Source organism: Streptomyces sp. NPDC002566 (assembly GCF_042889585.1).
Taxonomy (GTDB): Bacteria; Actinomycetota; Actinomycetes; order Streptomycetales; family Streptomycetaceae; genus Streptomyces.
The window spans coordinates 301401-325976 of sequence record NZ_JBIARD010000005.1; the positions used below are offsets into that span (position 1 = coordinate 301401).

Below are 24576 nucleotides of genomic sequence, written 5' to 3' on the forward strand. Positions count from 1 at the left end.
CGGGTGCGTACGAGCGGCTTCGCCGAGTGGACAAGGCGGTTCGAGGACGAACACGACCGCAGGAGCGCCCAGGGCGACCCGGACTGGACGCGGGGCGCGACGCTGCACCCGGCGGTGTGGGCCGGCATCCAGCGCTTCCAGGTCGGTGAGAACGGCGACGGCGCCAACCTCGTCGCCAAAGCCGACCAGGCCGGCGACGCCGAATACGCGCAGGCGGTCAGACTCTTCGTCGCCGAGGAACAGAACCACGCCCGCCTGCTCGCCCTGCTCCTGGCAGCGGGCGGCCAGAAGACGCTGACGGGCCACTGGAGCGACACGGTCTTCGTACGGCTACGGCGCCTGATGGGCCTGCGCATGGAACTGCTGGTGCTGATGATCGCGGAAGTGGTGGCCCTGCGTTACTACCGCGCCCTGCGCGAAGGCACGGACGACCCGCTCACCGCGGACGTGGCAGCCCGGATCCTGTCCGACGAGCAGCGCCACGTCCCGTTCCACTGCGAGCGCCTCCACGCCTCCCTGACGGAGCTGCCCCGCCCGACGCGCCGCCCGGTGATGGCAGCGTGGCGGCTGCTCCTGCTCGCAGCCGCCCTCGTCGTAGCGACCGACCACGGCCCGGCCCTACGCCGCCTCACCGTCGGCCGCCTGCGATTCGTCACCGACGTCATGAAGTCATCCACGACGGTCGTCACCGCGATCCTGACCCCACACCCGGAGGCCCGGACAAACGCGGCCTGACCCTGCCCGGAGCCAGAGGGTCATACCCAGGTCTGACCCCGAAGACCAGTTCCTGGTCCGACGCCCCTCAGGGGGAGGCAGAGGCATCGTCATCGGCATGACGAACCCGACGACGTCCATGCCCGCCCCGACCACCACGATCGGCACCCGCCTCCACAGCGCGCTGCCCGTGGAACGGCTGGAGGCCACCGGCTTTCCCGGACGCTGGGTGGGCGGCACGGCACTGGTGCTCGGCCCGCTCCTGATGCTGACCGGCGCGATACTGAGGGCCCGCTTCCACTTCTTCTTTCCTGACCAACTCGCCGCGTACGAGCGGCACCCCACGCTGATGGCCACCGCGTACGGCCTCTTCGCCGCGGGCAACCTGCTGCTGTGGCCCGCTGTGACGCTGATGGCCGCAAGGATCGGGGCGCGGAGCGCCGGCTGGGGCCTGTGGGGCGGCGTCCTGGTGATGTCCGGGCTCTTCGCCCGCACCTTCCACGCGGGCGTGGACCATCTGGCCTTCCAACTGGTGCGCACCGAGGGGGCCGAGGCGGCCACGGATGCGGTCTCCGCCGGCTACGGCGCGTTCCACGTCTTCGCCGCGCTGAACCTCGCCATCCTCGCCGGGTGGGTGGTCCTCGCCCTCGGCGCCTGGCGCACGCGGGTGCTCGGCCCGATCCGTGCCGCCGCACTCGGCCTCACCGCGGCGCTGCCCTTGGGGGTGCTGAAGGGCACGATGCCTCAGTCGCTGGTCGCCCTGGCCGGACTGTGCGCCGCTTTCGTGCCGCTGGGTCTGGCGCTGCTGTGCCGAGCGCCCCGGCCCAGCCGGGCGGCGGTGCTGCGCTGGGTGCCGCTGACCCTGGTGACGTTCGCGCTGATGGCGCTGCTGGGACAGGCAGGTTGAGTGGACGCGTACAGGTACGGTCGGGCCATGAAGCCCGAAGGGCAGCGCCACGCTCACGCCCTCGACCTCGTCGCGGCACTGGCCCTCACCGCCGTGTACGTGGGCTTCGCCCGGCTGGCCTCCGACGACGGGCAGCCCGTCTACACAGGGCCGCCCTGGCTCGGCTTGCTGATCGCAGCCATGGTCGGCCTGCCGATCGCCGTGCGCCGCCGCTGGCCCGTCGCGGTGCTGACGGCCGTACTGGCCGCCCTGACCACGGCGTCGCTCCTCGACATCCCCCGCGAGCCGTACACCGCCGCCGGGCTCGCGGCCTACCTCGTCGGACTGGCAGAGCCCGCCCGCCGGTCCGTGCCCGCGCTCGCGGTGGCGCTGCCGGTGGCATGCGGCGCCGTCTACGCCGGGGAAGCGGTGGTCACTCCCAGCGAGGACTGGCGGGGCGCCGTCGGGTTGGCCTCGGTCGTGCTCCTGGTGATCGGCGGGGCGTGGGGGGCAGGGTTCGTCCTGCGCGGGCGCCGGGCCGCAGCCGCCGGGGAACAGCGGCGCCGGTCGGAGCGGGCGCTGATCGAGGAACGTCTGCGGATCGCCCGGGAGATGCACGACATCGTCTCGCACAACCTCAGCCTGATCGCCGTCAAGGCGGGCGTCGCCGGGCATGTGGCGGAGGCCGACCCGGCGGAGGCGCGGGCCGCCCTCAAGGTCATCGAGGAAACGAGCCGTGCGGCCCTCACCGAGATGCGGCGCACGCTCGGCGTCCTGCGCACCGAGGGCGCGCCCCTCGGACCGGTGCCGGATCTCGACCGACTCGACCGGCTCGCCGCGCAGGCGCACCGGGCCGGAGTGGAGGTCGACCTGACGGTGCGGTCCGTGGAAGGTCTGGCCGGGGGAACGCGGTTGACCGTCTACCGGATCGTCCAGGAGGCCGTCACCAACGTGGTCCGGCACGCCGCCCCGACCCGCTGCCGGGTGACGGTCGAGGCGGACGCGCGGGAGGTGCGCATCGACATCGTGGACGAGGGACCGTCGTCCGCGCGCAGCCGGGCCACCCCCGAACTGCCCGGCGGGCATGGCCTCTTGGGCATGCGGGAGCGCGCGATGATGTACGGCGGCAGCTTCGAGGCTGGCCCCCCGGCCGGAGGGCGGTTTCGCGGTGTCCGTCCGTCTGCCCGCCGAAGGGAGCCGATGACCGTGACCGACGTGAGCCCCGTCCGGGTGCTGATCGCCGACGACCAGGCGATGGTGCGCGGCAGCTTCCGGGTCCTCGTCGACCACACGCCCGGCATGACGGCCGTGGGCGAGGCCGCGAACGGAGCCGAGGCCGTCGAACTCGCCCGCCGTGAAAGCCCGGACGTCGTCCTGATGGACGTACGCATGCCCGACCTCGACGGCATCGAGGCGACCCGGCGGATCAGCGCCGACCCGGCCCTGTCCGGCGTCCGCGTCCTCATCCTCACCACGTTCGACCTCGACGAGTACGTCTATGCCGCCCTGCGCGCCGGCGCCGCGGGCTTCCTGCTGAAGGACACCCCGCCGACGGAGGTCCTCACCGCCATCGGCGTCGTCGCCGCGGGGGAGGCACTGCTCGCCCCCTCGGTGACCCGCCGCCTGATAGCGGAGTTCGCCCGCCGCCCGGAGCCGGCCCGCCCACCCAGCCGCTCCCTGGACGCGATCACCGACCGCGAGTTGGAAGTGCTCGGCCTGATCGCCCGAGGCCTGTCCAACACGGAGATCGCAGAACACCTCCGCCTGAGCCTGGCCACGGTCAAAACCCACATCGGCCGCCTACTCACCAAACTCCACGCCCGAGACCGAGCCCAACTCGTGATCGTCGCCTACGAGACGGGGGTGACGGGCGCCGGCCGAGGCGGAATCTGAAGTCCGGCCCTGCCGAGGGTGCGGGGCGGAATCCCCTCGGACATCACGCCAGACGAGCCCCCTGCATTCGGCTACGGCAGGCCCCTCATTCGGCGCTATACTCCCCAGCCACCCACAAAGTGGGCCATGTTGTAGCGAGACATCTCGGGGGCGGACAGCGTGACCACTGCGTTAGGCACCATCACCCTTGTGCTTGTCGCAGGGTATGCCGGATCGGGCAAGTCGGAGGCCGGGAAGCTTCTGGCGGCGGCGACCGGTTGGGCCATGCTCGACAAGGACACGATCAGCCGCCCGATGACCGAGCGACTGCTGTTAGCACTGGGTGGGGATCCGGACGACCGTCACAGTCCCGCCTACCTGGAGCACGCCAGGCCCCTCGAGTACGAGTGCCTGATGAAGGCGGTCTGGGAGAACCTCGAGTGCGGAACGTCCGTGGTCGCCGTGGCGCCGTTCCTCGCCGAGAGCGCCGATGCGCAATGGACTTCACGGGTGGCGCGCCGGTGTCGCAGGGCCGGAGCCCGTCTCGAGGCCCTGTGGGTGGACAGCGACCTGGAATCGATGCGAGACCGGTTGATCTCGCGCAACGCCTCCCGCGACACGTGGAAGCTGACGCACTGGCCCACCTACACGAGCGGCCTCGACCTCGGTCCGGTGACCTCTCACCACGTCATCGACAACCGCATCGGCGCCTCACGCCCGCTGGCCGAGCAGATCGAGTCCATCGCGCAACGGCTGCTGAGGAACCCGTGAGCGCGATCGTTTTATACGGACCTCCCACCGCCGGCAAGGACACCCTGACGGCAGCCCTCTGCCACGCCGATCCACGTTTCGAACCGGTCACCAAGCTCAAGCAGGGGAGCGGCCGTTCAGCCGGATACCGGTTCGTCACCGCCGAGGAACTCGATGACCTGCGCCGCCAGGGCAGGATCGTCGTGGAGACCCGGCGATACGGCAACGTCTACGCGGTCGACGCCCTTTCTCTCGCCCAGCCGCAGAGTTACGGCCGAATCCCCATCGCCCACATAGGCAACGTCACCGACATGCGCACGCTGCTGGACCGCAGTCCGGCGACCACGTGGCTGCGCGTCCTTCTCTGGGTTCCGAGAAGCGTGTGCGAGACACGGTCCCGTGACAGGGGAGACACCGACACTCCGAAGCGGCTCACCGCCTGGGACGAGACCGCACAGGACGTTCTCGGATCCGACGTCCGGCACCTGTTCGACATGGTGGTACGCACCGACCGTACGAAGCCGGAGACGGCCGCCAAGCAGATCGTCTGCGCGCTCGACGGGCCACCGGACGCCTTCGGCACGGAGGAACTGTTCGCGGCTCTCGGGCTCGGCACGGACGGAAACGGGGCTCACCCGAGCGCGACGCAGCGCGGTGTGTGAACACGTCAGCGGACACGCACAGCGACATCAACGGCGACGATCAGCAGGGGGATGCGGGTGGGAGTTGTCCGGACGTTGGAGGACCTGGCGAGAATCGGGCGCCAGCGCACCGTCATCGACCGCAGCGTGCATCTGCATCAGGACGAGGTCCCGACGGACCTTCTGCTCGACACCGTATCGGCCGACCGCGTCTCCCTGGAGCGCATGACCATCGACGGAGCGCTCACTGTACGCTCCTGCCACATCGACGAACTGGTCGTCGACCACGTGGAGGCGGACGCGCTCGTGGTGGTGAACAGCCGGATCGGCCGCCTGACCATCCGCAATGCCTCGATGGGATGCGAGGTCACGATCATCGACACCGCGCTGGACTTTCTTGCTCTGCACTCGTGCGGGCACACCCGGCTGGAGCGCCTCCGCGTGGAAGAGCTCGTACAGATCAACGCGCTGCGCGGACCGATCCGGATCTGCAACACACGCGTGTCCTCGCTCGTGATCCGCAGCCAGGCCACGGGCGGCCGCCTCGGTTGGCCTCGCGTAGTCGTGCGAGGACTGCGGGCCCGTGAGGACATCACCTTCGACGATCTGTGGCTGTCGGCGATAGAGATCGACGACGTCGAGACGCCCGAGCTCACTTTGCGGCGGGTACGACTCGACGAGCCGCTGCGGGCGAACGAGCTCCGCTGCAGCGAGACGGTACGAGTGAACGGACTGGTCGTTCCCGCGCAGGACAGCACGATCAGCAACAGCACCGTCCGAGGGCCCGTGGAGGTGCGCAACCTCGGGCTCGGCGGCAGCGCGGACAGCAGTCAGGCTGATGAGGCGGCTCGCCTCGTCCTTCACAACACGACAGTCGTGTCGCTCATCTCGGCGTCCGACGCGCCGTCCGTGATCAGCCTGCACGGTTCCTCGGTGACGGGCACCCTCGGTCTTCCGTCCGGCAACTCCCGATACAGCCTCGACAGTTCGTCCAGCGTCGGTGACATGGAACTCGCCGGCGAGGTCTTCCGCAACGGTGCGCAAGTCCTGTCCTTCCTGGAGCGCTCCTTCACCGAAGTGACCGCCGTGGCACTGGAGTCCGTGCGGTCGGCACTGGCCAGAAGAAACCGGAACCGCGAAGTCGACGAGCTCTACTACCTTGCCCGGCAGCGCGAGACGGCAGATCTGCCGCCACTGCGGCGCGCCATCGGGCGGGGCGTCGTCGGCGGGGTCCTCGGCTGGGGAGTGCGGGCGCGCAACCCGGCGCGTGCGCTGGCGCTGGGAATCGCACTGACGGGCGTGGTGCTCCATTTGGCGGGCGCGGTGCGCGAACCGGGACGAGACCTCACGGATGTGACCGGCGTCGGAAACAGCTTCGTTCTGGCTCTTGCCCTGTGGCTGAACGTCGGCACCGGCATGCCGTCCGAACTCAAGACAGCCGGCTGGTCGGCGCTCGCGGTCGCGTTGACAGCGGCGGGAATGCTGATGACCACCCTCATCGTGGGCATCGTCATCCGCAAGCTGGTGCGTTGACCGCCGGCGAACGGCCGGGTGACAGAGTGACGTCATGGACGACCAGCGTGAAGAGGCCATGGAAAGCGCTGCGACAGCGCCGGGTGTCACGTACGGACTGCGCGGCAGATCTTTCCTGGTGACCGGCGGCAGCAAGGGGCTGGGATACGCGACCGCCCGGCTTCTCGCCGCTGAGGGAGCGTCTCTCGCGATCTGCGGCCGCGACCCGGACACCCTCGCGCGGGCCTCTTCCGAGCTGCGTGAGGACTTCGACGCCCGGGTCGTGACGGGATCCGTGGACGTCCTGGCACCGGATGAACTGGAGGACTTCACCCGACAGGCGGGCAGCGAACTCGGCGGCCTCGACGGGCTGGTCGCCAATATCGGTGGCAAGCGCGGCGGGAGCCTGCTCGACTCGACCCGCGACGACTGGCAGGCGACCTGGGAGTTGAACGGCGGCCATGCGGTGCGCACAGTGCGGTCGGCGCTGGAGAGCCTGCGGCCCGGCAGTTCCGTGGTGATCGTCGCCTCCATCTCGGGGTGGAAGCCCCGCTTCCCGGCGCAGTACGGAGCGGCCAAGGCGTCGGAGATCTACCTCGCGGGTGCCCTGTGTCAGGAACTCGCCCCGTACGGAGTCCGGGTCAACACCGTCAGCCCCGGTTCCATTCTTCTGCCGGGCAAGAGCTGGGACCGCCTGCGCCGACGTGACCCCGACGCTTACGAGGCATACGCGGAGCGCAACCCTGCCGGACGCCTGCTGAACGCCGAGGAGGTCGCCCGGGTCATCGCCTTCCTCCTCTCACCGGCCTCCGGAGCCGTGAACGGCGCCCACATCCCGGTGGACGGCGGTCAACCACAAGCGGGACTGGGAACGCCTCCGGACCGCCGGGGCCGGGCAGCGACCTGAGCGCATCAGGGCCGGCGTTCAGACGAGTGATCTGTGGGCACTTTCCACTGCCTTCCGTGCCGTTGCCCTGTGAGGCTTCTGGCGTTGCCCTCGTCGTTTCCGGTCGCTCAGCGGGTGCCGGTACTGGCAGACGGCGGCCGTGATGTGCCATCACCCGGTGCTGGGTGTCAGCGTCAGGCCCAGGCCGAGCCAGAGGGCGGCGCCGGGATCGGATCCTTGCCGGGGGATGCCCGACGCTGCCGCGCGATGCTGTTTTCCCCTGGTCATAACTGCGCGGCGAGCCACATGATCCGGGGCATGCCACCCTGTATCGGCCAGTCCGCTCACGCATCGCTCACGCGCTGCTGGCTGCCGAGCAGCGCCTGGTCAGACCTGCCCGAGGTCGATCTCCACCGGGACCCCTCCGGACTCGCAGCAGCCGAATCCCCAGCAGTCGAACGCAAAGCGTCCGAGATCGACTTGACGCCGCCGTGCGCGGTGAGGCCGCCGTCGACCGGGATCTCGGCGCCGGTGATGAAGGAGGACTCGTCGGACAGGAGGAAGACCACGAGCGGGGTGATCTCGTCCACCGTGCCGGTGCGGCCGAGAGGGGTCTCGCGGATGTTCGCCTCGCGGAAGGCGGGGGCGGCGGAGGCGGTCATCTCGGTCTCGATGAACCCGGGGTGGATCGTGTTGACGCGGATGCCGCGCGGGCCGAGCTCCGTGGCCGCGGTCTTCGACAGGCCGCGCAGCGCCCATTTGCTGGTCGTGTAGGCGACCGGGTAGTGGCCGCTGAGCGCGGCGGTGGAGCCGACGTTGACGATGGACGAGCCGGGCGGCATCAGCGGCGTCAGGTGCTGGATGCCGAGCAGCGGGCCGGTGACGTTGACGGCGTGGACGCGGGCGAAGTCGTCGGGGGTCACATCGCCGAGGCGGGCGCGCCAGGTGATGCCCGCGTTGTTGACCAGGCCGTGCACCTGGCCGTACGACTCCCGCAGTTCGGCGGCCAGCTCCGCCCAGTGCTCCTCGTCGGTGACATCGAGGCGGCGGCAGCCGAGGGCCTCGGTCACATCGGTGGCGATGACACGGGCGCCCTCGCGGGTCAGTGCCTCGGCCTCGGCGGCGCCCTGACCGCGCGCGGCGCCGGTCACGACGACGACCTTGCCGAGGAGTCTTCGGGGGTGCGGGGCGTTCACGGCCGCTCCCGGGTGCGGCGGCGGGCGGTCGGCAGCGGCTCGGGATCCCTGCCCGCGACCACGGTGTTGGAGACCGTGCCGATGCCCTCCACGGTGAGGGTGACGGTGTCTCCCGGCTTCAGCGGGGGCGGGGACTGCTCGCCCCGGACGCCCCACAGCTCGGCGAGGCAGCCGCCGTTGCCGCAGGTGCCGGAGCCGAGCACGTCGCCGGGGTGGACGACGGTGCCGCGTGAGGCGTAGGCGGCCATCTCCTCGAAGGTCCAGCTCATGTTGGACAGCAGGTCCTTGCCGACGACCTCGCCGTTCACCGAGGCGGTCAGCGCCAGGCGCAGAAAGCCGTCGGTGTCGCGGTACGGCTCCAGCTCGTCGGCGGTGACCAGGTACGGGCCGAGGGTGGCGGCCGTGTCCTTGCCCTTGCACGGGCCGAGACGGACCTGCATCTCGCGGGACTGCAGGTCGCGGGCCGACCAGTCGTTGAAGACCGTGTAGCCGATGATGTGGTCCCGTGCCTGTCCCGGCGTCAGGTCCCGCCCTTCCCGGCCGATGACGGCGGCGACCTCCAGCTCGAAGTCGAGGACTTCGCTGCCCGGCGGCACCGGGACGTCGTCGTGGGCGCCGATGACGGCGTACGGGTTGGTGAAGTAGAACGTCGGGGCGTCGTACCAGGCTTCGGGCACCCCGTCGGCGCCGGCCCCGTCGACGGATCGCCGTACCCCTTCGACGTGCTCCTCGAAGGTGACGAAGTCCCGCACGGTGGGCGGCTGAAGCGGTGGCAGCAGCCGCACCTCGGACACATGAGGGCCCGGCGGGACGTCGAGCGTTGCGGCGCCGGCGCGAAGGAGTGCTTCGAGTCCGTCGCCGCAGCTGATCAGCTCCGTGAGCGAGCGCGTCCCGGGCACCGGGTGGAGGGTGCCGTCCTCCTCCACGACGGCTGCCCGGCGCTGGTGTCGATGTTCATAGGTGGCGAAACGCATGCACGGCTCCAGGCTCCGGCGGTCTTCGAACAGCGGTGGAAACCGGGGACGCGGCAAGGGCGTCAGGGCGGTTGACAGGGCCACCGCGTCCCCGGGGTTCGAGGGGGTCAGACCGGTGGGGCGAGGAAACAGCCGCGGTCGACGTCGTTGAAGGACTCCTTGGCGACCAGTTCGTTCATGGGATTGGCGGTGCCCCACTGGTCGGTGACCTCGGGCTGGGAGAAGTCGTGGACGTGGGGGTGCCAGGTGTCCTCGTCCAGCAGCTCCAACTCCGTCGTGTACTCGACGGTGTTGCCGTGCGGGTCCAGGAAGTACGTGAACGTGTTGTCGCCCGCCAGGTGCCGGCCCGGCCCCCAGACCTTCCTGAAGCCGGCGCGGATCACGCGGCCGGAGCCGCGCATGTACTCGTCCAGGCCGCGCATCTCGAAGGAGACGTGGTGCAGGGAGGTGTGCGGGCCCTTGGCGACGGCCATGGAGTGGTGCTGGTTGGAGATCCGCATGAAGTGCATGACCTCGCCCATGTGCGGCGAACTGAGGGTGTCGGAGAGCCGGAAGCCGAGGTGCGTCTCGTACCACTGACGGGTCTTGTTCAGATCGGGGGAGTTGAGCACCACGTGCGACAGGCGGACCGGGATCGCCTCCTTCTCCTCGATACGGCGGTGCTGCCGTGCCTCGACATCGGCGGAGACCTCAATGGTGCGGCCGTCGACGTCGAAGAAGCGGAAGCCGTAGCCGCCGCCGGGTGTGTCGATCTTTCCCGGCTGGGAAATCAACTGCACGCCTCCCGCCAGGAGTTGCTCGGCGAGAGTGTCCACGTCCTCGGTGGAGCCGGCGCCGTACGAGACGAGGTCGAGGCGCTTCTCCCCGGCCTTGCGCAGCCGCACCACGTACTGCTCGGGGCTGCCCTCGGCGGCGAGGAAGGAGATCCCGGAGTCCTCGGCGACCTGGGTCAGACCCCAGATGCCGGCGTAGAAGTCGAGCTGCTTGTCGTAGTCGGGCACGGCGAGGTCGACGTGCCGCAGATGGGTGAGCAGACGTGCGCTCATGGCGGGTTCTCCTGTGCGGGGTCAGGTGAGGCGCAGCAGCGTTGTCGCGTTGCCACCGCGCACGGCGTGGAAGTCGTCGGCGGGCAGGCGTGCGGCGCGCAGTGCGCCGACGGGGTCCTCGGCGCCCATGTCGAAGGGGAAGTCGGAGCCGAGCAGCACACGGTCCGGACCGACCGCGCCGATCAGCGCCCGCAGTACCTGCGGGTCGTGGACCAGGGAGTCGAAGTACAGGCGCTTGAGGTAGCTGCTGGGCGGGTGGGCGCAGCCCGCGCCCGCGTCGGAGCGGGCCCACCAGGCGTGGTCGGAGCGGCCGATGTGGGTAGGCAGATAGCCGCCCCCGTGCGCGGCGACGACCTTCAGCTCCGGGTGCCGGTCCAGCACCCCGGAGAAGATCAGGTGCGAGAGCGCGACGGCGTTCTCGGTGGGCTGGCCGACGGTGTTGGACAGGTACCACCGGTCGAGGCGCTCGTCGAGCGTGCAGCCGAAGGGGTGCAGGAAGAGGATCGCGCCCGTCTCCTCGGCCCGGGTCCAGAAGGGTTCGTACGCGGGGTCGGACAGCTCCCGGCCCGGAGCGTGCGAGGAGATCTCGACGCCCAACAGCCCCATGCCCAAGGCTAGTTCGAGCGCGCGTACCGCTGATTCCGGGTGCTGCAGGGGGACGATACCCAGACCGTGCAGCCGGCCGGGCGCCTGGGCGCAGTGGGCGGCCGTCGCCTCGCCCGCGAGCCGGTACACCTTCTCCGCCGTCTCCTCGTCCGCCCAGTAGTGGTAGTGCGAGGGCGACGGGCTGACCAGCTGGACGTCCACACCCTGCGCGTCCATCGCGGCCAGTCGTACGGCGACGTCCGACAGCTTCGGGACGCGCTCGGCGACCATGGGGCCGCTGACGGCCTGGGCCGCGGGCCCGTTGCGGCGGGCGTCGAGGGCCTTGGCCTCCGCCAGGCCCGGCAGGCCGGCCACCAGGGCCTCGACCTCGGGGATCAGGAGGTGCGCGTGTACGTCGACAGTCGGGGAAGTGTGCACGTGCCTGCTCGACGAGGGGCGGGGCTCGGGCTGAGGGCGGCTCCCAGCGGTAGCCGGGGGCGGGTGGGCCGTCACGGCAGCTCCCTGAGCACCGGCATCGTGGAGCCCAGCAGCCCGGGCACGTCACCGGGCACGCCGTCGAGCTGCCACTGCCCGATCTGCACGGACGCTTCGACGACCATCCGGACCCGGTCGATCCGCCGCTCGTGGTAGCGCGTGAGCAGTTCCTCGTCCCACGCGGATCCGTCGGTCAGCAGCTGGGACAGCACCCACGCGTCCTCCAGGGCCATGGCCGCGCCCTGGGCCAGCGTGGGCGGGCAGCAGTGCGCGGCGTCGCCGACGAGGACGACCCGGCCCCGGTGCCAGGACCCCTCGACCAGCATCCGGTCGAACCAGGTGTAGTTCACCTGCGCCGGGTCGGTGATCGAGTCGCGTATCTCGTCCCAGGCACCGCCGTAGCCCTCCGCGAGGCGGCGCATCTCCTGCGCGTAGGACTCGGGCGGGATCGTGTCGCGGTCGCGGCCGGCCTCGACCAGATAGGCGTAGATCGTGTCCTTGCTGGTGGGCGAGTAGCCGGCGATGTAGCAGGGACCGCCGTGGCAGAGGTCGCTGCGCTCCACTCCGGCCGGGCGGGGCGCCGGGACACGCCAGATGGCCATGCCGGTCGGCTCGGGTCCGACGTCGATGCCGATGGCGGCGCGGGTCGCGGAGTGCAGGCCGTCGGCGGCCACGACGAGGTCGTAGCCGCCCTCGGTGCCGTCACTGAACCGGACGCTCACTGCCGTGTCGTCCTCGGTGAGGATCTCGGCGGTGGTGCCGAGCCGGACGTTCGCGCCGGATGCCCGGACGGCGTCGACGAGGATGCGCTGGAGCACCGGGCGCTGCATGCCCAGGGTGGCGGGGAGGTCGTCTCCGCCGGTGCGGAGGACGTCGCCGACGTGGAGCACGGTGCCGTCGGGCGTCGTCAGCCCCAGGGAGTCGAAGCCGAAGCCGTGCTCGCGGACCTCGTCCCAGACGCCGATCTCGCGCAGCACCCGCAGGGCGTTGCCCTGAAGCGTGATGCCGGAGCCGCGTACGTTCCAGTCCTCCTTGACCTCGACGAGGTCGACGTCGATGCCGGCCCGCCGCAGCAGCACGGTCATGACGTTGCCGGAGGTGCCCCCTCCGATGACCAGGACTCTCTTTCCTTCCATGGCCAACTCCCTTGTTGGACGAGTCACTTGACGGCGACGGGATTGACGGGGGAGCCGACGGCTCCGGTGATGGGCAGGGGCGCGGCGGTGAGCCAGAACTCGTGCACGCCGTCGGACGCGCAGTCGTCCGCGAGAGCGTCGGGGTCCCACATCTCGCCGATGAGCAGGCCCATGTGGGGGATGACGACCTGGTGCAGCGGCTGGAAGGCGCCGTCGAACTCGTTCGGCCGTACCTCGAAGCCCCACGTGTCGGTGGCGATGGCGGCGACCTCGCTCGCGTGGAGCCAGCCGGCGGTGGTGAAGGACAGGCCGGGAGAGTCTCCGCCCGCGTAGTCGCCCCAGCCCTCGCGGCGGGCGCGCGTCAGCCGCCCGGTCCGGACGACGACGATGTCCCCGCGGCCTACGGCCACGCCGTGCGCCTCGGCTGTCGCGGTCAGGTGTTCCTCGGTGATCGCGAAACCGTCCGGCAGTTCTCCGCGTTCGTCGCCGATCACCCGGCCGACGTCGAGGAGGACTCCGCGTCCGGCGACGTACGGGGCCATGTGCTCGATGCCGGTGACCAGATCGCCGTCGGAGGTGACGGTCTTCGCGGCGTCGCGTCCGTTCCACGCCTTGCCGTGGTCGAAGATGTGTCCGAGTCCGTCCCACTGGGTGGAGCACTGCAGGGGCATCGTGATCACGTCGTCGGCGCCGCCGATGCCGTGCGGAAAGCCCTGGTTGCCCAGCGCCGCGTCCGTTCCCGTGTCCAGCATGGTGTGGACGGGGTTGGTGCGGCGGCGCCAGCCCTTCTGCGGCCCGTTCATGTCGAACCGCTGCGACAGCGAGAAACTCGTGCCCCGGTGGACCAGGGCCGCCCCCTCGCGGCGCTTGGCCTCGTCGAGGAAGTTCAGCGTGCCGAGCACGTCGCCCTCGCCCCAACGCCCCCAGTTGGAACACCGCTTGGCGGCCTCGGCGATCGCGGCCTCGGCATCCGTGGGGTCGGGCGGGGCCGTCACGACGCCGTCCTCTCGGCGACGCAGCGGTTGCGCTGCGCGCCCAGCCCCGTGATGGAGCCCTCCATGACGTCGCCGTCGCGCAGCAGCCGTCCCCAGTGCATTCCGTTGCCGGCCGGGCTGCCGGTGAGCACCAGGTCGCCGGGCAGAAGCCGGGAGGTCCGGGAGATGTACGACACCAGCCGCGCGATGCCGAAGAGCATGTCCTTGGTGGACTCGTCCTGCATGGTCTCGCCGTTGAGCTTCAGCGTGACGCGCAGGTCACCCGGGTCGGCGATCGACTCGGCGGGCACGATCCACGGGCCGAGCGGGGTGAAACCGGGAGCGTTCTTGCAGCGCAGCCAGTCGGTGCCGATGGCTTTCATGTCCCGGCGGAAGACGCTGGAGCGGTCGGTGAGGTCGTTGGCGATGGTGTAGCCGGCCACGTGCTCCAGGGCCTCCGCGACCGTCACCCGGTAGGCGGGCCTGGCGATGACGGCCGCCAACTCCAGCTCCCAGTCGGGCTGTTCGGCCCAGTCCGGAAGTACGACGTCGTCGAAGGGGCCGGTGATCGCGCTCGGCAGGCCGGTGAACACGTACGGCAGGTCCTCGGCCGCCCTCCGGTCCATGACCGCGGCGATCTCCGCGCGCGCCTCCTCCACGGTGCGGGGGTCGTCAGGGGCCCGGTGGGCGACCTCCAGGTCGATCACGTGCTGCCGGTAGTTGGCACCGGACTGGAAGACCTGGCGGGGCTCGACCGGCGCGTGCGCCCGCAGGTGCTCCAACGGCCGCCAGTCGGCCGTCTCGTCGGCCGCGAACTCGTGCAGGCGAGGGAGCAGCTCGTCCCAGCGCTCGAAGATCCCCCGAGCCGTCAGGGCCGGCTCCCCGAGGGCCGTACGAAGATCCAGAACGCGCCCCCCGGGGGCCACAAAACCAGGGAAAGACACCAGGTCAGAGGCAGAGAGAACGCCAAGGGCGAAGGGTCCGGAGAAGGACGCGGAAGCGGCTGCGAGGTTCACGGGAATGTCCTCCAGATTGCGGTGAGACCAATGTGACCGCCACCCCGTAATCTGGGAAATAGATTCTTTGGATAATGATCATCTGTGGTGTGAATGACTGCCGCCCGCAAGGGGCTCGCTCTGGAGGCGCCATGTCCCTCTCCGGCCTCGATCTCAATCTCGTCCTGTCCCTGCGGGCCTTGCTGGAGGAACGCAACGTCACCCGCGCCGGGCAGCGCGTCGGGCTCAGTCAGCCGGCGATGAGCGCGGCCCTGGCCCGCCTGCGCCGCCACTTCGACGACGACCTGCTCTCACGCGTCGGCAAACAGTACGAACTGACCGCCCTCGGCCGCGCTCTGCTGGACCGCACCTCGACCGCCTGCGACCTGCTGGAACGGGTCTTCAGCAGCAGGGCCGACTTCTCCCCCGGCAGCGAGGAGCACGAGTTCACCCTGCTCACCTCCGACTACGCCCTCGCCGTGTTCGGCGCCGAACTCGCCCGGACCGTGCACGCCGAGGCCCCGGGGGTACGGCTGCGCTTCCAGAGGACACCCATCGATGTCACCGAGGACACGGCACCGCTGCTCAGCACGGCCGACGGGCTTCTGATGCCGCGCGGCATCATCAGCGGTTTCCCCACCGTCGACCTGTTCACCGACCGCTGGGCCTTCCTGGTGGCCGAGACGAACGACGAGGTCGGCGACCAGCTGACCATGGACGACCTGGCACGGCTTCCCTGGGTCATCTACCAGCGCGCCTACGACGCTCCGGCCGCCCGGCAGCTGAGCATGCTCGGTGTCGATCCCCGCGTGGAGGTCTCCGTCGACAGCTTCCAAGCACTGCCCTTCCTGGTCGCGGGCACCCGCCGGATCGCTCTGGTACAGCAGCGCCTCGCCGAGAAGCTGCGCGGCGTGGCCGCCGTACGCCTCATGGAACCGCCCTACGGGGCGGTCCCTCTCCAGGAGGCACTGTGGTGGCACCCGGTGCACACCCACGACGCGGCCCACATCTGGCTGCGCGAGACCGCGGCCCGCGTGGGAGCGGAGCTGGCCGCTTCCCAGCCCGGCCGTATCGCCACTGTCGCACCGAGATAGCGGGCTCCTACAGGTGCCCAGCATCCAAGGTACGGATGATCCACATCTTGGATATCGATCAAATGAGGGCTAGGCAGGACCTGTCCGCTGACCCATAGTCGTCCCCACCGGACACCGGAGCCACACCATCCCCCGCTGCCGGGACCGCGCAGGCGCCCGGCGAGCCGGCCCGCCGCGACGTCCGGCAGTCATCGGCTCCCCGCTCCGAACCTGCCACGGATACCGGACGGCCCGACCACGAGGGCCGCACCGCCCCGTCCTCCTCCCGACGCGCCACGTGGAGTTCCCGCATGCCCGCATCCGTGCCCCCGCTCCCTTCCCCGCCTCCCGCAGCTGTCGCGGACGCCCCGCCCGAACACACCGTCACCGGCCGCGGCCACCTGCTTCGCCTCACGCTGCTGATGGCCGGCGCCTGTCTGCCCATCCTGGGCGCCGTGCTCATCGCCCCCGTCCTGCCGCAGATGCAGGCCCACTTCGCCGACGTGCCGGGCGTCGACGCGCTCGTTCCCATGGCCCTGACCATCCCCGCCCTCTCCCTGGCGCTGCTGGCCCCCTTCGCCGGCGTCCTCGTCGACCGGCTCGGCCGCAAACGCCTGCTCGTCGTCTCGACCGTGCTGTACGCGATCCTCGGCACCGCCCCCCTGTGGCTGGACTCCCTCGGCGCCATCGTCGCCAGCCGCGCCCTCGTCGGCGTCGCCGAAGCCGCCATCATGACCTGCAGCACCACGCTGATCGGCGACTACTACTCCGGCCGGCAACGCGACCGCTACCTCGCGATGCAGACGATGTGCGCCTCGATCTCCGCGACGGCCTTCTTCGTGCTGGGCGGTGCGGCCGGATCGGCCGGCTGGCGCGCACCGTTCTGGGCCTACGCCGTGAGCCTGCTGCTCGCCCCGGCCATGGCCGCCTTCCTGCCGCGGCCCCGCCCGGCCGACCACGCGGACGAGCCCGCCACCACCGCCGCGGAACCGGTGGCCGAGCGGCCCTTCCCCTGGCGTCCACTGGCCGGCACCTGCGCGCTGACCCTCTTCGGCGCCGTCCTCTTCTACACCGTCCAGGTGGAGATGGCGTTCCTCCTGGACGACATGGGCGTGAGCAGCACCGGCGTGATCGGACTGGCCACAGCCTGCTCCAGTGCCGCGGTCGTGATCGGCGCCGTCGTCTTCGCCAAGGTCGGCCGCAGCCCGCAGGCCTGGCTGCCCACCGCCTTCGGCCTGTCCGCCGTCGGCTTCGCGGTGATCTGGCTCGCCCCCGACCCCGTCGTACTGACCGCCGGCGCGGTGATCAACTGCCTCGGCAGCGGCATCATGCTGCCGAGTCTGCTCACCCTCGCCATGTCCAAGCTCCACTACGCCGACCGCGGCCGCGGCACCGGCCTGTGGACGGGCTCCTTCTTCCTCGGCCAGTTCATCTGCCCGCTCGTGGTCCTCGCGCTCACCTCCGCCGTCGGCGCGCTGGCGAACGCCCTGGGCGTACTCGCCCTCGCCGGGGCCGTCGCCACCGCCGCCCTCGGCCTCGCCGCCCGACGCCGCCGGACGGGAGCCACCCCGGAACCGATCCAGCAGACGGCGGGCTGACCTGGCACGGGGCCAGGAGACAGGGGCATGGACGGTCGGTGCTGGTCGGCGGGGTCGCTGTACTTCACTGCAGTACAGCCGCGCCCTTGCGACGACCTCGCCTGGGCGGACGAAGGGCAGGTCGCGGGAGCGGCACGCCCTGATCACGCTTGCGTCGCGGTTGGAACCCTGATCACTTTCCGGCCTTGACTTGAAATCACTGTTAGGTGAGCCTTACCTAAATCTCGCCCGTGATCGCCCCAGGAGTCGTCTGTGTCCGTACTGCCCCCGGAGTCGCCCATGTCCCCTCAGGCGGCGCCCACCCGGCGGTTGGGGCTGTACGACACGTGGTGGACGGTCGGGGCTGCCGCACTCGCCGCCTGCCTGGGTCTCTCGGCATGCGCCTGGATATCCCTGCACCTGCGCGTGGACGCCACCCTCCACACCATGGCGCTTTTCGCCCATCTGGCCTCGCTCGTGCTCGGCTTCGGAGCGGTGTTGGTGGCCGACTACTACGCTCTCCTGTGTCTGACGGGCCGTTGCACCCTGAGTGAGGCCCTGAACAGCGCGGGCCGCCTCCACGTCCCCATCTGGACCGGCCTCGTCGGTCTCGTGGCCAGCGGAGTGATGCTCCACCCGGACCTCGGCTCCGCCCTCACCCGCATCAAGTTGGGGCTGGTGCTCGTCCTCACACTCAACGGCCTCCAGGCCGGGCTCCTGAACAGACGCATGACGCAACGGAGCTCTGCCGCCGCCCTTGCCCCGCGCTTCCTCGCCCGGGGAGCCGCGACAGCTCTCGTGTCTCAGGCCTGCTGGTGGGGTGCCGTGGTCATCGGATTCCGCAACAGTCAGCGCTGAGGCCGTCGCGGAGACGACCGCCCCGGCCACGACGTGTTTTGACCACGTGCAGCGTTCGCGGCCGTGGATGTCAGACGGGGCGGGGGACGATGCTCACTGCCCGGTAGTCGTAGCCGTCCTGCTTGAAGCCGGGTGCTTCCCAAGAGAGATCAACCTGTTGCCCTGGTGACAGCGTGCGAAAGCCGGGCGTCTGAATGTCGGAGTAGTGGCCGAAGCATCCTCCAGGGGTCTCGGGCGAGTCGAGGACACCCCAACCCTCCTCGTCCCTCCACTCGCGCACAGTCGCAGTCACGACTGCGGCGACCTTACGGGTCCCCCTGCGGCGACTCGTCTGTCTCTCCCCTCATCTATTTCATAAGATCACACGGTCTGGCCGCCCAGGCTGGCCCGGTCCTCCGTGAAGCACGGTGACGCTTCAGCCGGGCCGCTCGAAAGACGTACCGGCCGCAGCACAGGCATCCGCGTTCAGGCGTGCGTCTGCTTGCAACGCGATCGCGTCGATCATCTCCCGATGGCCCCGCCACCGGCCACCCCGTGCAGTGACGCCGGGACTCACCTGGCACTTCACGGTGTCCTTTCCGGTCGGCTCGGCCAGCGTGGTATCTGACGGCCTGACCTGATGACGTGCTCTCATGAGCATCAGGGCGAAGTGCCGGCTCAATGCGATGTCCGCGCTGGCCACGCGCGCAGGTTGCCACAACTGTGAAGAAGGGCTGTTGAAGTGAGTCGATGGCTGTTGAGCCATATGCCCGGGCCGGCAGTCGTCTTGCTGGTCGTCGGAGTCTTCGCCCTGACCGGGGCCATTCTGCTCGCCGTCGTACGCCGATTTGCGAAACCGTATCTCCCTAAGCTGAACGAAGGGCTGCCGATCGCTTTGGGGCTGTACGGAGCTATTTACGGCGTTATTCTGGCTTTTAGTATTGTTGTGCTATGGCAGGAAGTTCAGACGGCGCGGACAGATGTGGCCGGGGAGGCCACAGCGCTTTCACAGCTGGTCCGGAACGCGCAAGTTTTCGACGGTGAGGCACGCGCGGCCATCGACGGTGCCGTGGACCACTATGTTCATGACGTCGTGGGGGATGAGTGGCCAACCATGAAGGCCGGGAAGAAAGTGCCCGTAGCCAGCCAGCCGCTCGAGAATCTAATCTCCACAATTCAACGGCAGACGCCCGATTCAGGCAAGGAATCCGTATTCTATGGTGACATGGTAAAGAATCTGGACGAGGTGATCCTCCACCGGCGTCAACGGATCGAGCGGAGCGACCATAACCTTCCTCCGATCTTTTACGCCCTAGTTCTCGGCGGCGGCTTGGCGGTCACGCTTCTCGTCTGCATGCTCGAAATTGAAAGTTTTGTCGCTCACTTTTTTCTGACGATGGCAGTGAGCGCATTGCTCGGTTTCAGTACGGCCCTCATTGTGACGCTGGATTACCCGTTCATGGGTGACTTGGCGGTCAGTCCTCATGTATTCAAGGAAGGAGTTCTCCAGCGTTTCTGGTGACGCTTGGGCTGGCACGCCCGGACACGCCGGGGTGCTGGCGGAACCAGGCGGCGCGGTCCGAGCGGTACGCCGCTGACCGGCCATCCGCTACTCCGCACTCCGCGCGCTGAACGCCTGGTACACGCCGTAAAGCAGCTGTATGCCACCGATGGCGATCAGCACCACGCCCACCTTCGTGAGCGTGAAGACGGGAATGTGGACATCCTCGGTGAACATGCGCAGCGCAACTCCGATGACGGCGCACACTGCACCCTCGACGACGTTCTTCGAGGCGGGAGCCATGGTGACTGTTCTCCTTGAAGTCGCTACGTCCCTGGCGACCAGGGCTGTTGCTCGCCCACAACCCTAGGTGGGGAGGCGGGGCGCAACCTCAACCCGCCGGATGAGATGCGCACTACACACTTCGATGGATCGGAAGTCGCGCCTTCGTCATGTCACGGCCGCCCCGCGATCAATCGTGGTGCGGCCGTGTGTGTTGTCAGAAGTGGATGCCAAAGGCCCCGGACCATGATCGGTCCGGGGCCTTTGCGCTGGTGCCCCCGGCAGGATTCGAACCTGCGACACCCGCTTTAGGAGTTTTCCCTGGGCGGGGTCTTGACCTGCGCAAACTACCGACGAAGAGCGGTTGAGCTGCGGAACACGCTTTGCCGGTTCTCGCGTGTTCGCAGCGCTTCTCGGCCGCATGTGTGCTGCATGTGTTCCGGAAGGCATCGTGGGTCCGCACCCCGAAACACACTGGTAAGAGCCGCCGTTGTCGGCTTGTGCTTGCCCAACCGATCCGGTCGTTGCCGCGCGTAAGGCGCTTACGCTGTGGCCTTTGGTTCGCCGGCGTGATCCCGGTGATTAGGTGCACGACCATCGTCTTGATCTGGTCGCGGATGGGATATACAGCCTCGACGCCCTGGTCGGCGAGGTCGTCCAGCTTCCAGTCAGGTAGCGCTTGCTGGTGAAGGTGTCGCCGCAACCCATCGTGACGCGCACGTCGGATTCCTTCACCGCGTCAACGGTGAGGATCATGATTGGTGGACTCCGTGTGACCGCCGCTCCATTTCCAGCGGTGGTCGCCTTCGCCCGACACGTCGCGCGTGGTTTTGTTCCTGACTCACCCCTCAGGACCGAGGGCGCACACCGTCGTCACACTCCGGACAGTCCTCGGTGTCGAGGGCCTGGACCGTCCGGCAGTGGTTACAACTCCAGTGCGTCGGGCCAGGCGTGACTTGATGCGCGTCCTTCGGACGGACCGACAGGTCGGCGTCCCGGCGCAGCGCCTCCACGATCGAACCGTTGGGGTCGAGACGCGGTACGGCAGAGATCAGTATTCTCGCCGCCACTCGGTGGTCTGCCGACTCCGCGGAAGCAGCCCGTGCCAGGAGCGAAGTGCGCCGATCGCCTGAGGTCATGATGGCGACGGCGTGGAATAGGGCCGCCCGGTGGCGAGGCCAATGGGTCATGTCCCTGCCGAACAGCTCCTGACCGTCCCACGGAACGCGACCTCCCTCCAGGTTGATCAGCACGTTCGCCGCCGACCACGCCATCCACGAGGAGTCCGCTTCCAGGCACGCCAGCAACGCCGTCTGCTGGGCGTCCGTGAGGACCTGCCCGACGCCGGGGATGGGCGAGGGCTTGACCAGAGGCGGTGTGCCCGCGACGAGCCATTCGTCCAGCAGGGCATCGGGCGCGGTGATCTGCTGGAGGTGACGAGCCTGGGTAGCCACGGCCGCCTTGTCGATGTCGTACGCGTCAGCAATCGCGTCGAGCCACGCCCGGCGTTCCGCCGCGCTGTCGTGGGCGAAGGCGCGGTCGATCTCGTGCGCCGGGGCATCGGAGTATCCGGTCGCCGAGAGAAGGTCGCCGAGGGCGGTGAGCGACCAGAAATCCCCACCTGTGGACTCCGGGCACCGGCCGTGGAGTGACACGAGGTCCGAAAGGAGAGCCGCTCTGTCGTCCAGGGCGCCGGATGCCCAGTCTCGCAGCTGAGCGGCGATGTTCCCCCAACGCCGACTCGTGTCGAATCCCGCGCGTGCGAGTACGGCGTAGATCCTCTCGGCGACGTACCCAGGCGTGTGCATCGCGAGGGCGAACACGTACTCACCCGCGTCGTCGGGAAGTTCTCCCAGGTGCTCGGCCGCGCCTAGGGCGACCTGCTCGAGCCCTGGTGTGAGGCGGCCGCCACCGACCATCTCCCAACTGCGCCGCCCTTTCTGCACCATCTCGGAGTCCTGCGGCAGGGGAAGCGCCAGCACCGCGCGGAGCGCGTCGATCTCCGCTCCGCCCAAGGGGGCCGCGTCCGTGCGGGCGTCCGTCAGCGCGCAGAGGGCCCGGGCGATCGACTCGGCGGTGTCATCGAGCTCGGACAGTTCCACAAGGTCCGCTCGCCCACGCCGCGATGTCGAGGGCAGGGCCAGCAGACACGCGGCCTCCACGAAGGGCCAGGGCCCCGCGTCACGCGTCTTGTCCCACAGCGCCGGGAAGAACTCCGGGGGTTTGCTAGGGCCGCGCGGGAGTACCGGCTCGCCCGCGAGCGCGCCAAGAGCACCGTCCGTGAGTTGGTCCAGGGCCCGTTCCAGTTCGCCGTCGGAAAGAGCCACGACACCGCGCGCCGCGAGGTCAGCCACCATGAGGGTGGCCTCCCGCTGTGTCTCGCCGACGTCGAGCAGAGCCTCAGCCGTACGGGAATCGAGTCCGGCGGCGAGTGCGATAGCCCCGTCGGAGTCCGTGTGGACGAGGGCGTGGCGCAGCCAGTCCCGCAGTTCCTCGGCCCCGCACGACTGTGCCCACATGGCCGTTGCGATCTCAGCGAAGACCTTGCTGCGGGTGGTGAGTTCGCCCGCGCCGTTCACCACGAACACGGCGACGTGCTCGTCCCAGAACCGGAGTACGTGCTCCGCCACCTCGCCGGCTGCGGCGGGCGGCATGGCCCATCGCAGCGGGTCCCTCAGCATGCCGGTCAGTGACTCGAGGGCGCGTCCCGCTGGAGGAGTCGCCTCGCCCTCGAGGAGCCGTCCGAGCGTGACGAATCCGTCGAGGAGCATGCCCGTCGTCAGGGCGGGTGCCCAGGGCCGGGCCGGGTCGAGCGTCCCCCGTAGCCCCTCCCACCGGTGCACGGACTGTTCCACCGCGCGGTGCAACAACGCCGCACGCCCTTTAGGAAGGTCGGCGTCCGGCACGTTCGCGCAGACGAGGGCGAGCAGAGCGGCGAGCAGCGGCACTGCGAGCAGATGCGCGTGTTCCTTCTTCGCATCCTTGATCCAGGCGCGTCGCGTTGCAAGGAAGGCCGCTCGGTCCGGCCCGGGAATCCGTGCTTTGGCACAGGCGACGAGGATGCTGTCGACCGTTGCGTCGAGATTCTGAGGAGGCGCGAGCTCGACCCGGGGCAGGCCGAGCCGCGCCGCGGCCCCTTGTCCGTTCGTCCGTGTCGTGACCACGAACCCGCAGGAGGGGGGCAGAGAGGCGAGAATCTCTTCGAGTTGTTGCGCGACCCACGGCGCGCGCGCCCCGCATTCGTCCAGCCCGTCGCAGAGGAGGAGCACGTGCCCTTGACCGATTTCCTCATGGAGGTACGCCGCGAGCGGTCCCCGGTCCGCGTCCTGCACGGTGTCCGCCACGGCGTCATTGACCAGGCCATCGAGGGTCAAGCGTCGCGGCTGTCCCTTCAGCAGACGCGGCAGCGACACGGGGATCGGGGCGGGGGCGTCCGCGTGGCTGGCGCAGTGGGCCGCGATCTCGCGTACCGCCACCGACTTGCCTGAGCCCGGTTGCCCCACGATGAGCATGCGGCGCCAGCGCCTCAGGTATTGGAGGAGGAAGGAGGAGGTGCGCTCGCCCTCCACGTCGATCCGGAGGCCGCCGATGAGGTCGTCGACGACGAGGGGCGGGAGGTCATCGGCGAGCAGGCTGAGGTCGATCCGTCCGGCCTCCGCTGTAAGCCGGGTGCGGTACGAGTCGACGGCGTTCCGACGGGAGGCCAGACGCATCGCCACCGGACCCCCCTGGTCCGGGAGCACGGTCACCCTCGAGGCGGTCAGGGCGGCAACCCAGTCCTCGGCGGAACTCCCGAGCGCCTCGCCCGCCTGCCGATGGAAGAAGTCGGCCAGGGCGCTCACGGCACGGTGTCCCTGTGCGTCCGCCACGACGAGGTCCATCAGGGCAGCCAGGAAGTCACGGTGCGGTGCAGGTCCGGTCGAGCCGGGTAGGTGGAGAACACGCGCCCGGTCGAGGACGAGCTCGCGGACCCGTGACGGAAGCCGGTCGGCGAGGAGGGCGAGGGCCCTGGACTCGTCACCAGTCTCCATGCGCAGGCCCGCACGGCGGCGTCGCAGAGCCCGGTCGAGGTTCTTTACCGGCCCGACGAGTTCCTCGCCGGCGATGACCAGAAGATCGTCGGGGCCGAGCGTCGGAGCCTGTCCCACCCACCCCGTCAGCGTCTCTTCCAGCGGACGCCCTCGGTCGATCTTTCGCTTCGCGGACACGTAGGCGCGGCGCCCGTCGGAGAAGGTGACACGGATGTCGTCGGTCGGGTCGCTGGTCTCGAAGTCCAGCCGGACGGGCCACACCCCTACAGGAACGTCCAGCCCCGACACCGGGCGGCCACGGAGCCCGTGTACGGCCAAGTGCGTGGCCAGCTCGCATCGGAAGACACTGCCGACCTCCCCAGCCTGCCCCGCCCTGCTCACCCCGACCGTACTCCGCCCGACCGACCCACACTGCTTGCTCCGGATCTCTGGCGGAGCACCGCCCCATGGTAAGACGTCACGCCGAGAGGTGGGGGCGAGACAAGGGCGGTTGGCGTTCGGGTGCCTGAGCCCTCGTGGTCTCCGCCCTGTGAAAGTCCGGGCGCGATCAGCGTCCGCCCGGACCGGTAAGGCGACGCACAGGCCATCGCCAGTGTCCCGCAGCCGGGGCTCC

22 protein-coding genes, 1 tRNA gene and 2 pseudogenes are annotated in these 24576 nt (G+C 69.7%); 12 read left to right on the top strand and 13 right to left on the bottom strand.

What is annotated here, in order from left to right:
• Window positions 1-3: 3 nt before the first annotated feature.
• From ACFYXA_RS22915 to ACFYXA_RS22950, 8 genes and pseudogenes are all read left to right on the top strand, one after another.
• Window positions 4-735 (top strand): ferritin-like domain-containing protein, encoded by a 732-nt coding sequence (locus ACFYXA_RS22915; protein ID WP_389035677.1) that lies wholly within the window; start codon window positions 4-6, stop codon window positions 733-735.
• Window positions 736-832: 97 nt separating this feature from the next.
• Window positions 833-1621 (top strand): hypothetical protein, encoded by a 789-nt coding sequence (locus tag ACFYXA_RS22920; protein WP_389035680.1) that lies wholly within the window; start codon window positions 833-835, stop codon window positions 1619-1621.
• A gap of 591 nt (window positions 1622-2212) precedes the next feature.
• A pseudogene (locus tag ACFYXA_RS22925) lies at window positions 2213-2698 on the top strand (sensor histidine kinase); the annotation flags it as partial.
• Window positions 2699-2800: 102 nt separating this feature from the next.
• Window positions 2801-3493: a response regulator gene (locus tag ACFYXA_RS22930; RefSeq protein WP_389036183.1), complete on the top strand. Its 693-nt coding sequence runs from the start codon at window positions 2801-2803 to the stop codon at window positions 3491-3493.
• Between the two features lie 189 nt (window positions 3494-3682).
• The gene (locus ACFYXA_RS22935) at window positions 3683-4243 is read left to right on the top strand and encodes an AAA family ATPase (RefSeq protein WP_389035683.1); all 561 of its coding nucleotides are present in this window, start codon (window positions 3683-3685) and stop codon (window positions 4241-4243) included.
• Window positions 4240-4884, top strand: a complete 645-nt coding sequence (locus tag ACFYXA_RS22940) for a guanylate kinase (protein ID WP_389035686.1) — start codon at window positions 4240-4242, stop codon at window positions 4882-4884. The genes ACFYXA_RS22935 and ACFYXA_RS22940 overlap by 4 nt, the downstream gene beginning before the upstream one ends.
• 75 nt (window positions 4885-4959) lie before the next feature.
• On the top strand, window positions 4960-6396 hold the full coding sequence (locus tag ACFYXA_RS22945) for a hypothetical protein (protein ID WP_389035689.1): 1437 nt from the start codon (window positions 4960-4962) through the stop codon (window positions 6394-6396).
• A gap of 34 nt (window positions 6397-6430) precedes the next feature.
• Window positions 6431-7282: an SDR family NAD(P)-dependent oxidoreductase gene (locus ACFYXA_RS22950; protein ID WP_389035692.1), complete on the top strand. Its 852-nt coding sequence runs from the start codon at window positions 6431-6433 to the stop codon at window positions 7280-7282.
• Window positions 7283-7605: 323 nt separating this feature from the next.
• On the opposite strand, the gene ACFYXA_RS22955 is transcribed toward ACFYXA_RS22950, so the two are convergent.
• The 7 genes from ACFYXA_RS22955 to ACFYXA_RS22985 form a co-directional block, all read right to left on the bottom strand.
• The gene (locus ACFYXA_RS22955) at window positions 7606-8457 is read right to left on the bottom strand and encodes an SDR family NAD(P)-dependent oxidoreductase (RefSeq protein WP_389035695.1); all 852 of its coding nucleotides are present in this window, start codon (window positions 8455-8457) and stop codon (window positions 7606-7608) included.
• Window positions 8454-9431 carry a fumarylacetoacetate hydrolase family protein gene (locus ACFYXA_RS22960; protein WP_389035698.1) on the bottom strand — a complete coding sequence of 326 codons (978 nt, stop codon included), beginning with the start codon at window positions 9429-9431 and terminating at the stop codon, window positions 8454-8456. Before ACFYXA_RS22960 ends, ACFYXA_RS22955 begins: the two co-directional genes overlap by 4 nt.
• Window positions 9432-9538: 107 nt before the next feature.
• Window positions 9539-10477, bottom strand: a complete 939-nt coding sequence (locus ACFYXA_RS22965) for a VOC family protein (RefSeq protein WP_389035701.1) — start codon at window positions 10475-10477, stop codon at window positions 9539-9541.
• Window positions 10478-10498: 21 nt separating this feature from the next.
• The gene (locus ACFYXA_RS22970; protein WP_389035704.1) at window positions 10499-11500 is read right to left on the bottom strand and encodes an amidohydrolase family protein; all 1002 of its coding nucleotides are present in this window, start codon (window positions 11498-11500) and stop codon (window positions 10499-10501) included.
• Between the two features lie 71 nt (window positions 11501-11571).
• The gene (locus tag ACFYXA_RS22975; protein ID WP_389035707.1) at window positions 11572-12693 is read right to left on the bottom strand and encodes an FAD-dependent oxidoreductase; all 1122 of its coding nucleotides are present in this window, start codon (window positions 12691-12693) and stop codon (window positions 11572-11574) included.
• Window positions 12694-12716: 23 nt separating this feature from the next.
• A complete protein-coding gene (locus tag ACFYXA_RS22980; protein ID WP_389035710.1) occupies window positions 12717-13688 on the bottom strand; it encodes a cyclase family protein in 972 nt (323 codons plus the stop codon).
• Window positions 13685-14689, bottom strand: coding sequence for a fumarylacetoacetate hydrolase family protein (locus ACFYXA_RS22985; RefSeq protein ID WP_389036186.1), 1005 nt, complete (start codon window positions 14687-14689; stop codon window positions 13685-13687). The genes ACFYXA_RS22980 and ACFYXA_RS22985 overlap by 4 nt, the downstream gene beginning before the upstream one ends.
• A gap of 125 nt (window positions 14690-14814) precedes the next feature.
• On the opposite strand from ACFYXA_RS22985, the gene ACFYXA_RS22990 reads away from it, so the two are divergent.
• From ACFYXA_RS22990 to ACFYXA_RS23000, 3 genes are all read left to right on the top strand, one after another.
• Entirely contained in the window at window positions 14815-15756 is a 942-nt protein-coding gene (locus tag ACFYXA_RS22990; protein WP_389035713.1) for a LysR family transcriptional regulator, read from the top strand.
• Between the two features lie 290 nt (window positions 15757-16046).
• The gene (locus ACFYXA_RS22995; RefSeq protein WP_389035716.1) at window positions 16047-17333 is read left to right on the top strand and encodes an MFS transporter; all 1287 of its coding nucleotides are present in this window, start codon (window positions 16047-16049) and stop codon (window positions 17331-17333) included.
• A 252-nt stretch (window positions 17334-17585) separates the two neighbouring features.
• Complete coding sequence (locus tag ACFYXA_RS23000) at window positions 17586-18170, top strand: hypothetical protein (protein WP_389035719.1); 585 nt, start codon at window positions 17586-17588, stop codon at window positions 18168-18170.
• Window positions 18171-18240: 70 nt separating this feature from the next.
• On the opposite strand, the gene ACFYXA_RS23005 is transcribed toward ACFYXA_RS23000, so the two are convergent.
• The gene (locus tag ACFYXA_RS23005; RefSeq protein WP_389035722.1) at window positions 18241-18462 is read right to left on the bottom strand and encodes a cold shock domain-containing protein; all 222 of its coding nucleotides are present in this window, start codon (window positions 18460-18462) and stop codon (window positions 18241-18243) included.
• 123 nt (window positions 18463-18585) lie between these two features.
• Window positions 18586-18852 (bottom strand): hypothetical protein, encoded by a 267-nt coding sequence (locus ACFYXA_RS23010; RefSeq protein WP_389035725.1) that lies wholly within the window; start codon window positions 18850-18852, stop codon window positions 18586-18588.
• A gap of 39 nt (window positions 18853-18891) precedes the next feature.
• Here ACFYXA_RS23010 and ACFYXA_RS23015 point away from each other — a divergent pair, with 39 nt between their 5' ends.
• The gene (locus tag ACFYXA_RS23015) at window positions 18892-19671 is read left to right on the top strand and encodes a DUF4239 domain-containing protein (RefSeq protein WP_389035728.1); all 780 of its coding nucleotides are present in this window, start codon (window positions 18892-18894) and stop codon (window positions 19669-19671) included.
• 87 nt (window positions 19672-19758) lie between these two features.
• Here ACFYXA_RS23015 and ACFYXA_RS23020 read toward each other — a convergent pair whose 3' ends face one another.
• The 4 genes and pseudogenes from ACFYXA_RS23020 to ACFYXA_RS23035 form a co-directional block, all read right to left on the bottom strand.
• Window positions 19759-19953, bottom strand: a complete 195-nt coding sequence (locus ACFYXA_RS23020) for a DUF5708 family protein (RefSeq protein ID WP_389035731.1) — start codon at window positions 19951-19953, stop codon at window positions 19759-19761.
• A gap of 249 nt (window positions 19954-20202) precedes the next feature.
• Window positions 20203-20283 (bottom strand) — tRNA-OTHER (locus tag ACFYXA_RS23025).
• A 214-nt stretch (window positions 20284-20497) separates the two neighbouring features.
• Window positions 20498-20685 (bottom strand): annotated as a pseudogene (locus ACFYXA_RS23030) (phosphotyrosine protein phosphatase); the annotation flags it as partial.
• A gap of 95 nt (window positions 20686-20780) precedes the next feature.
• On the bottom strand, window positions 20781-24224 hold the full coding sequence (locus ACFYXA_RS23035; RefSeq protein WP_389035734.1) for an NACHT domain-containing protein: 3444 nt from the start codon (window positions 24222-24224) through the stop codon (window positions 20781-20783).
• Window positions 24225-24576: the final 352 nt, after the last annotated feature.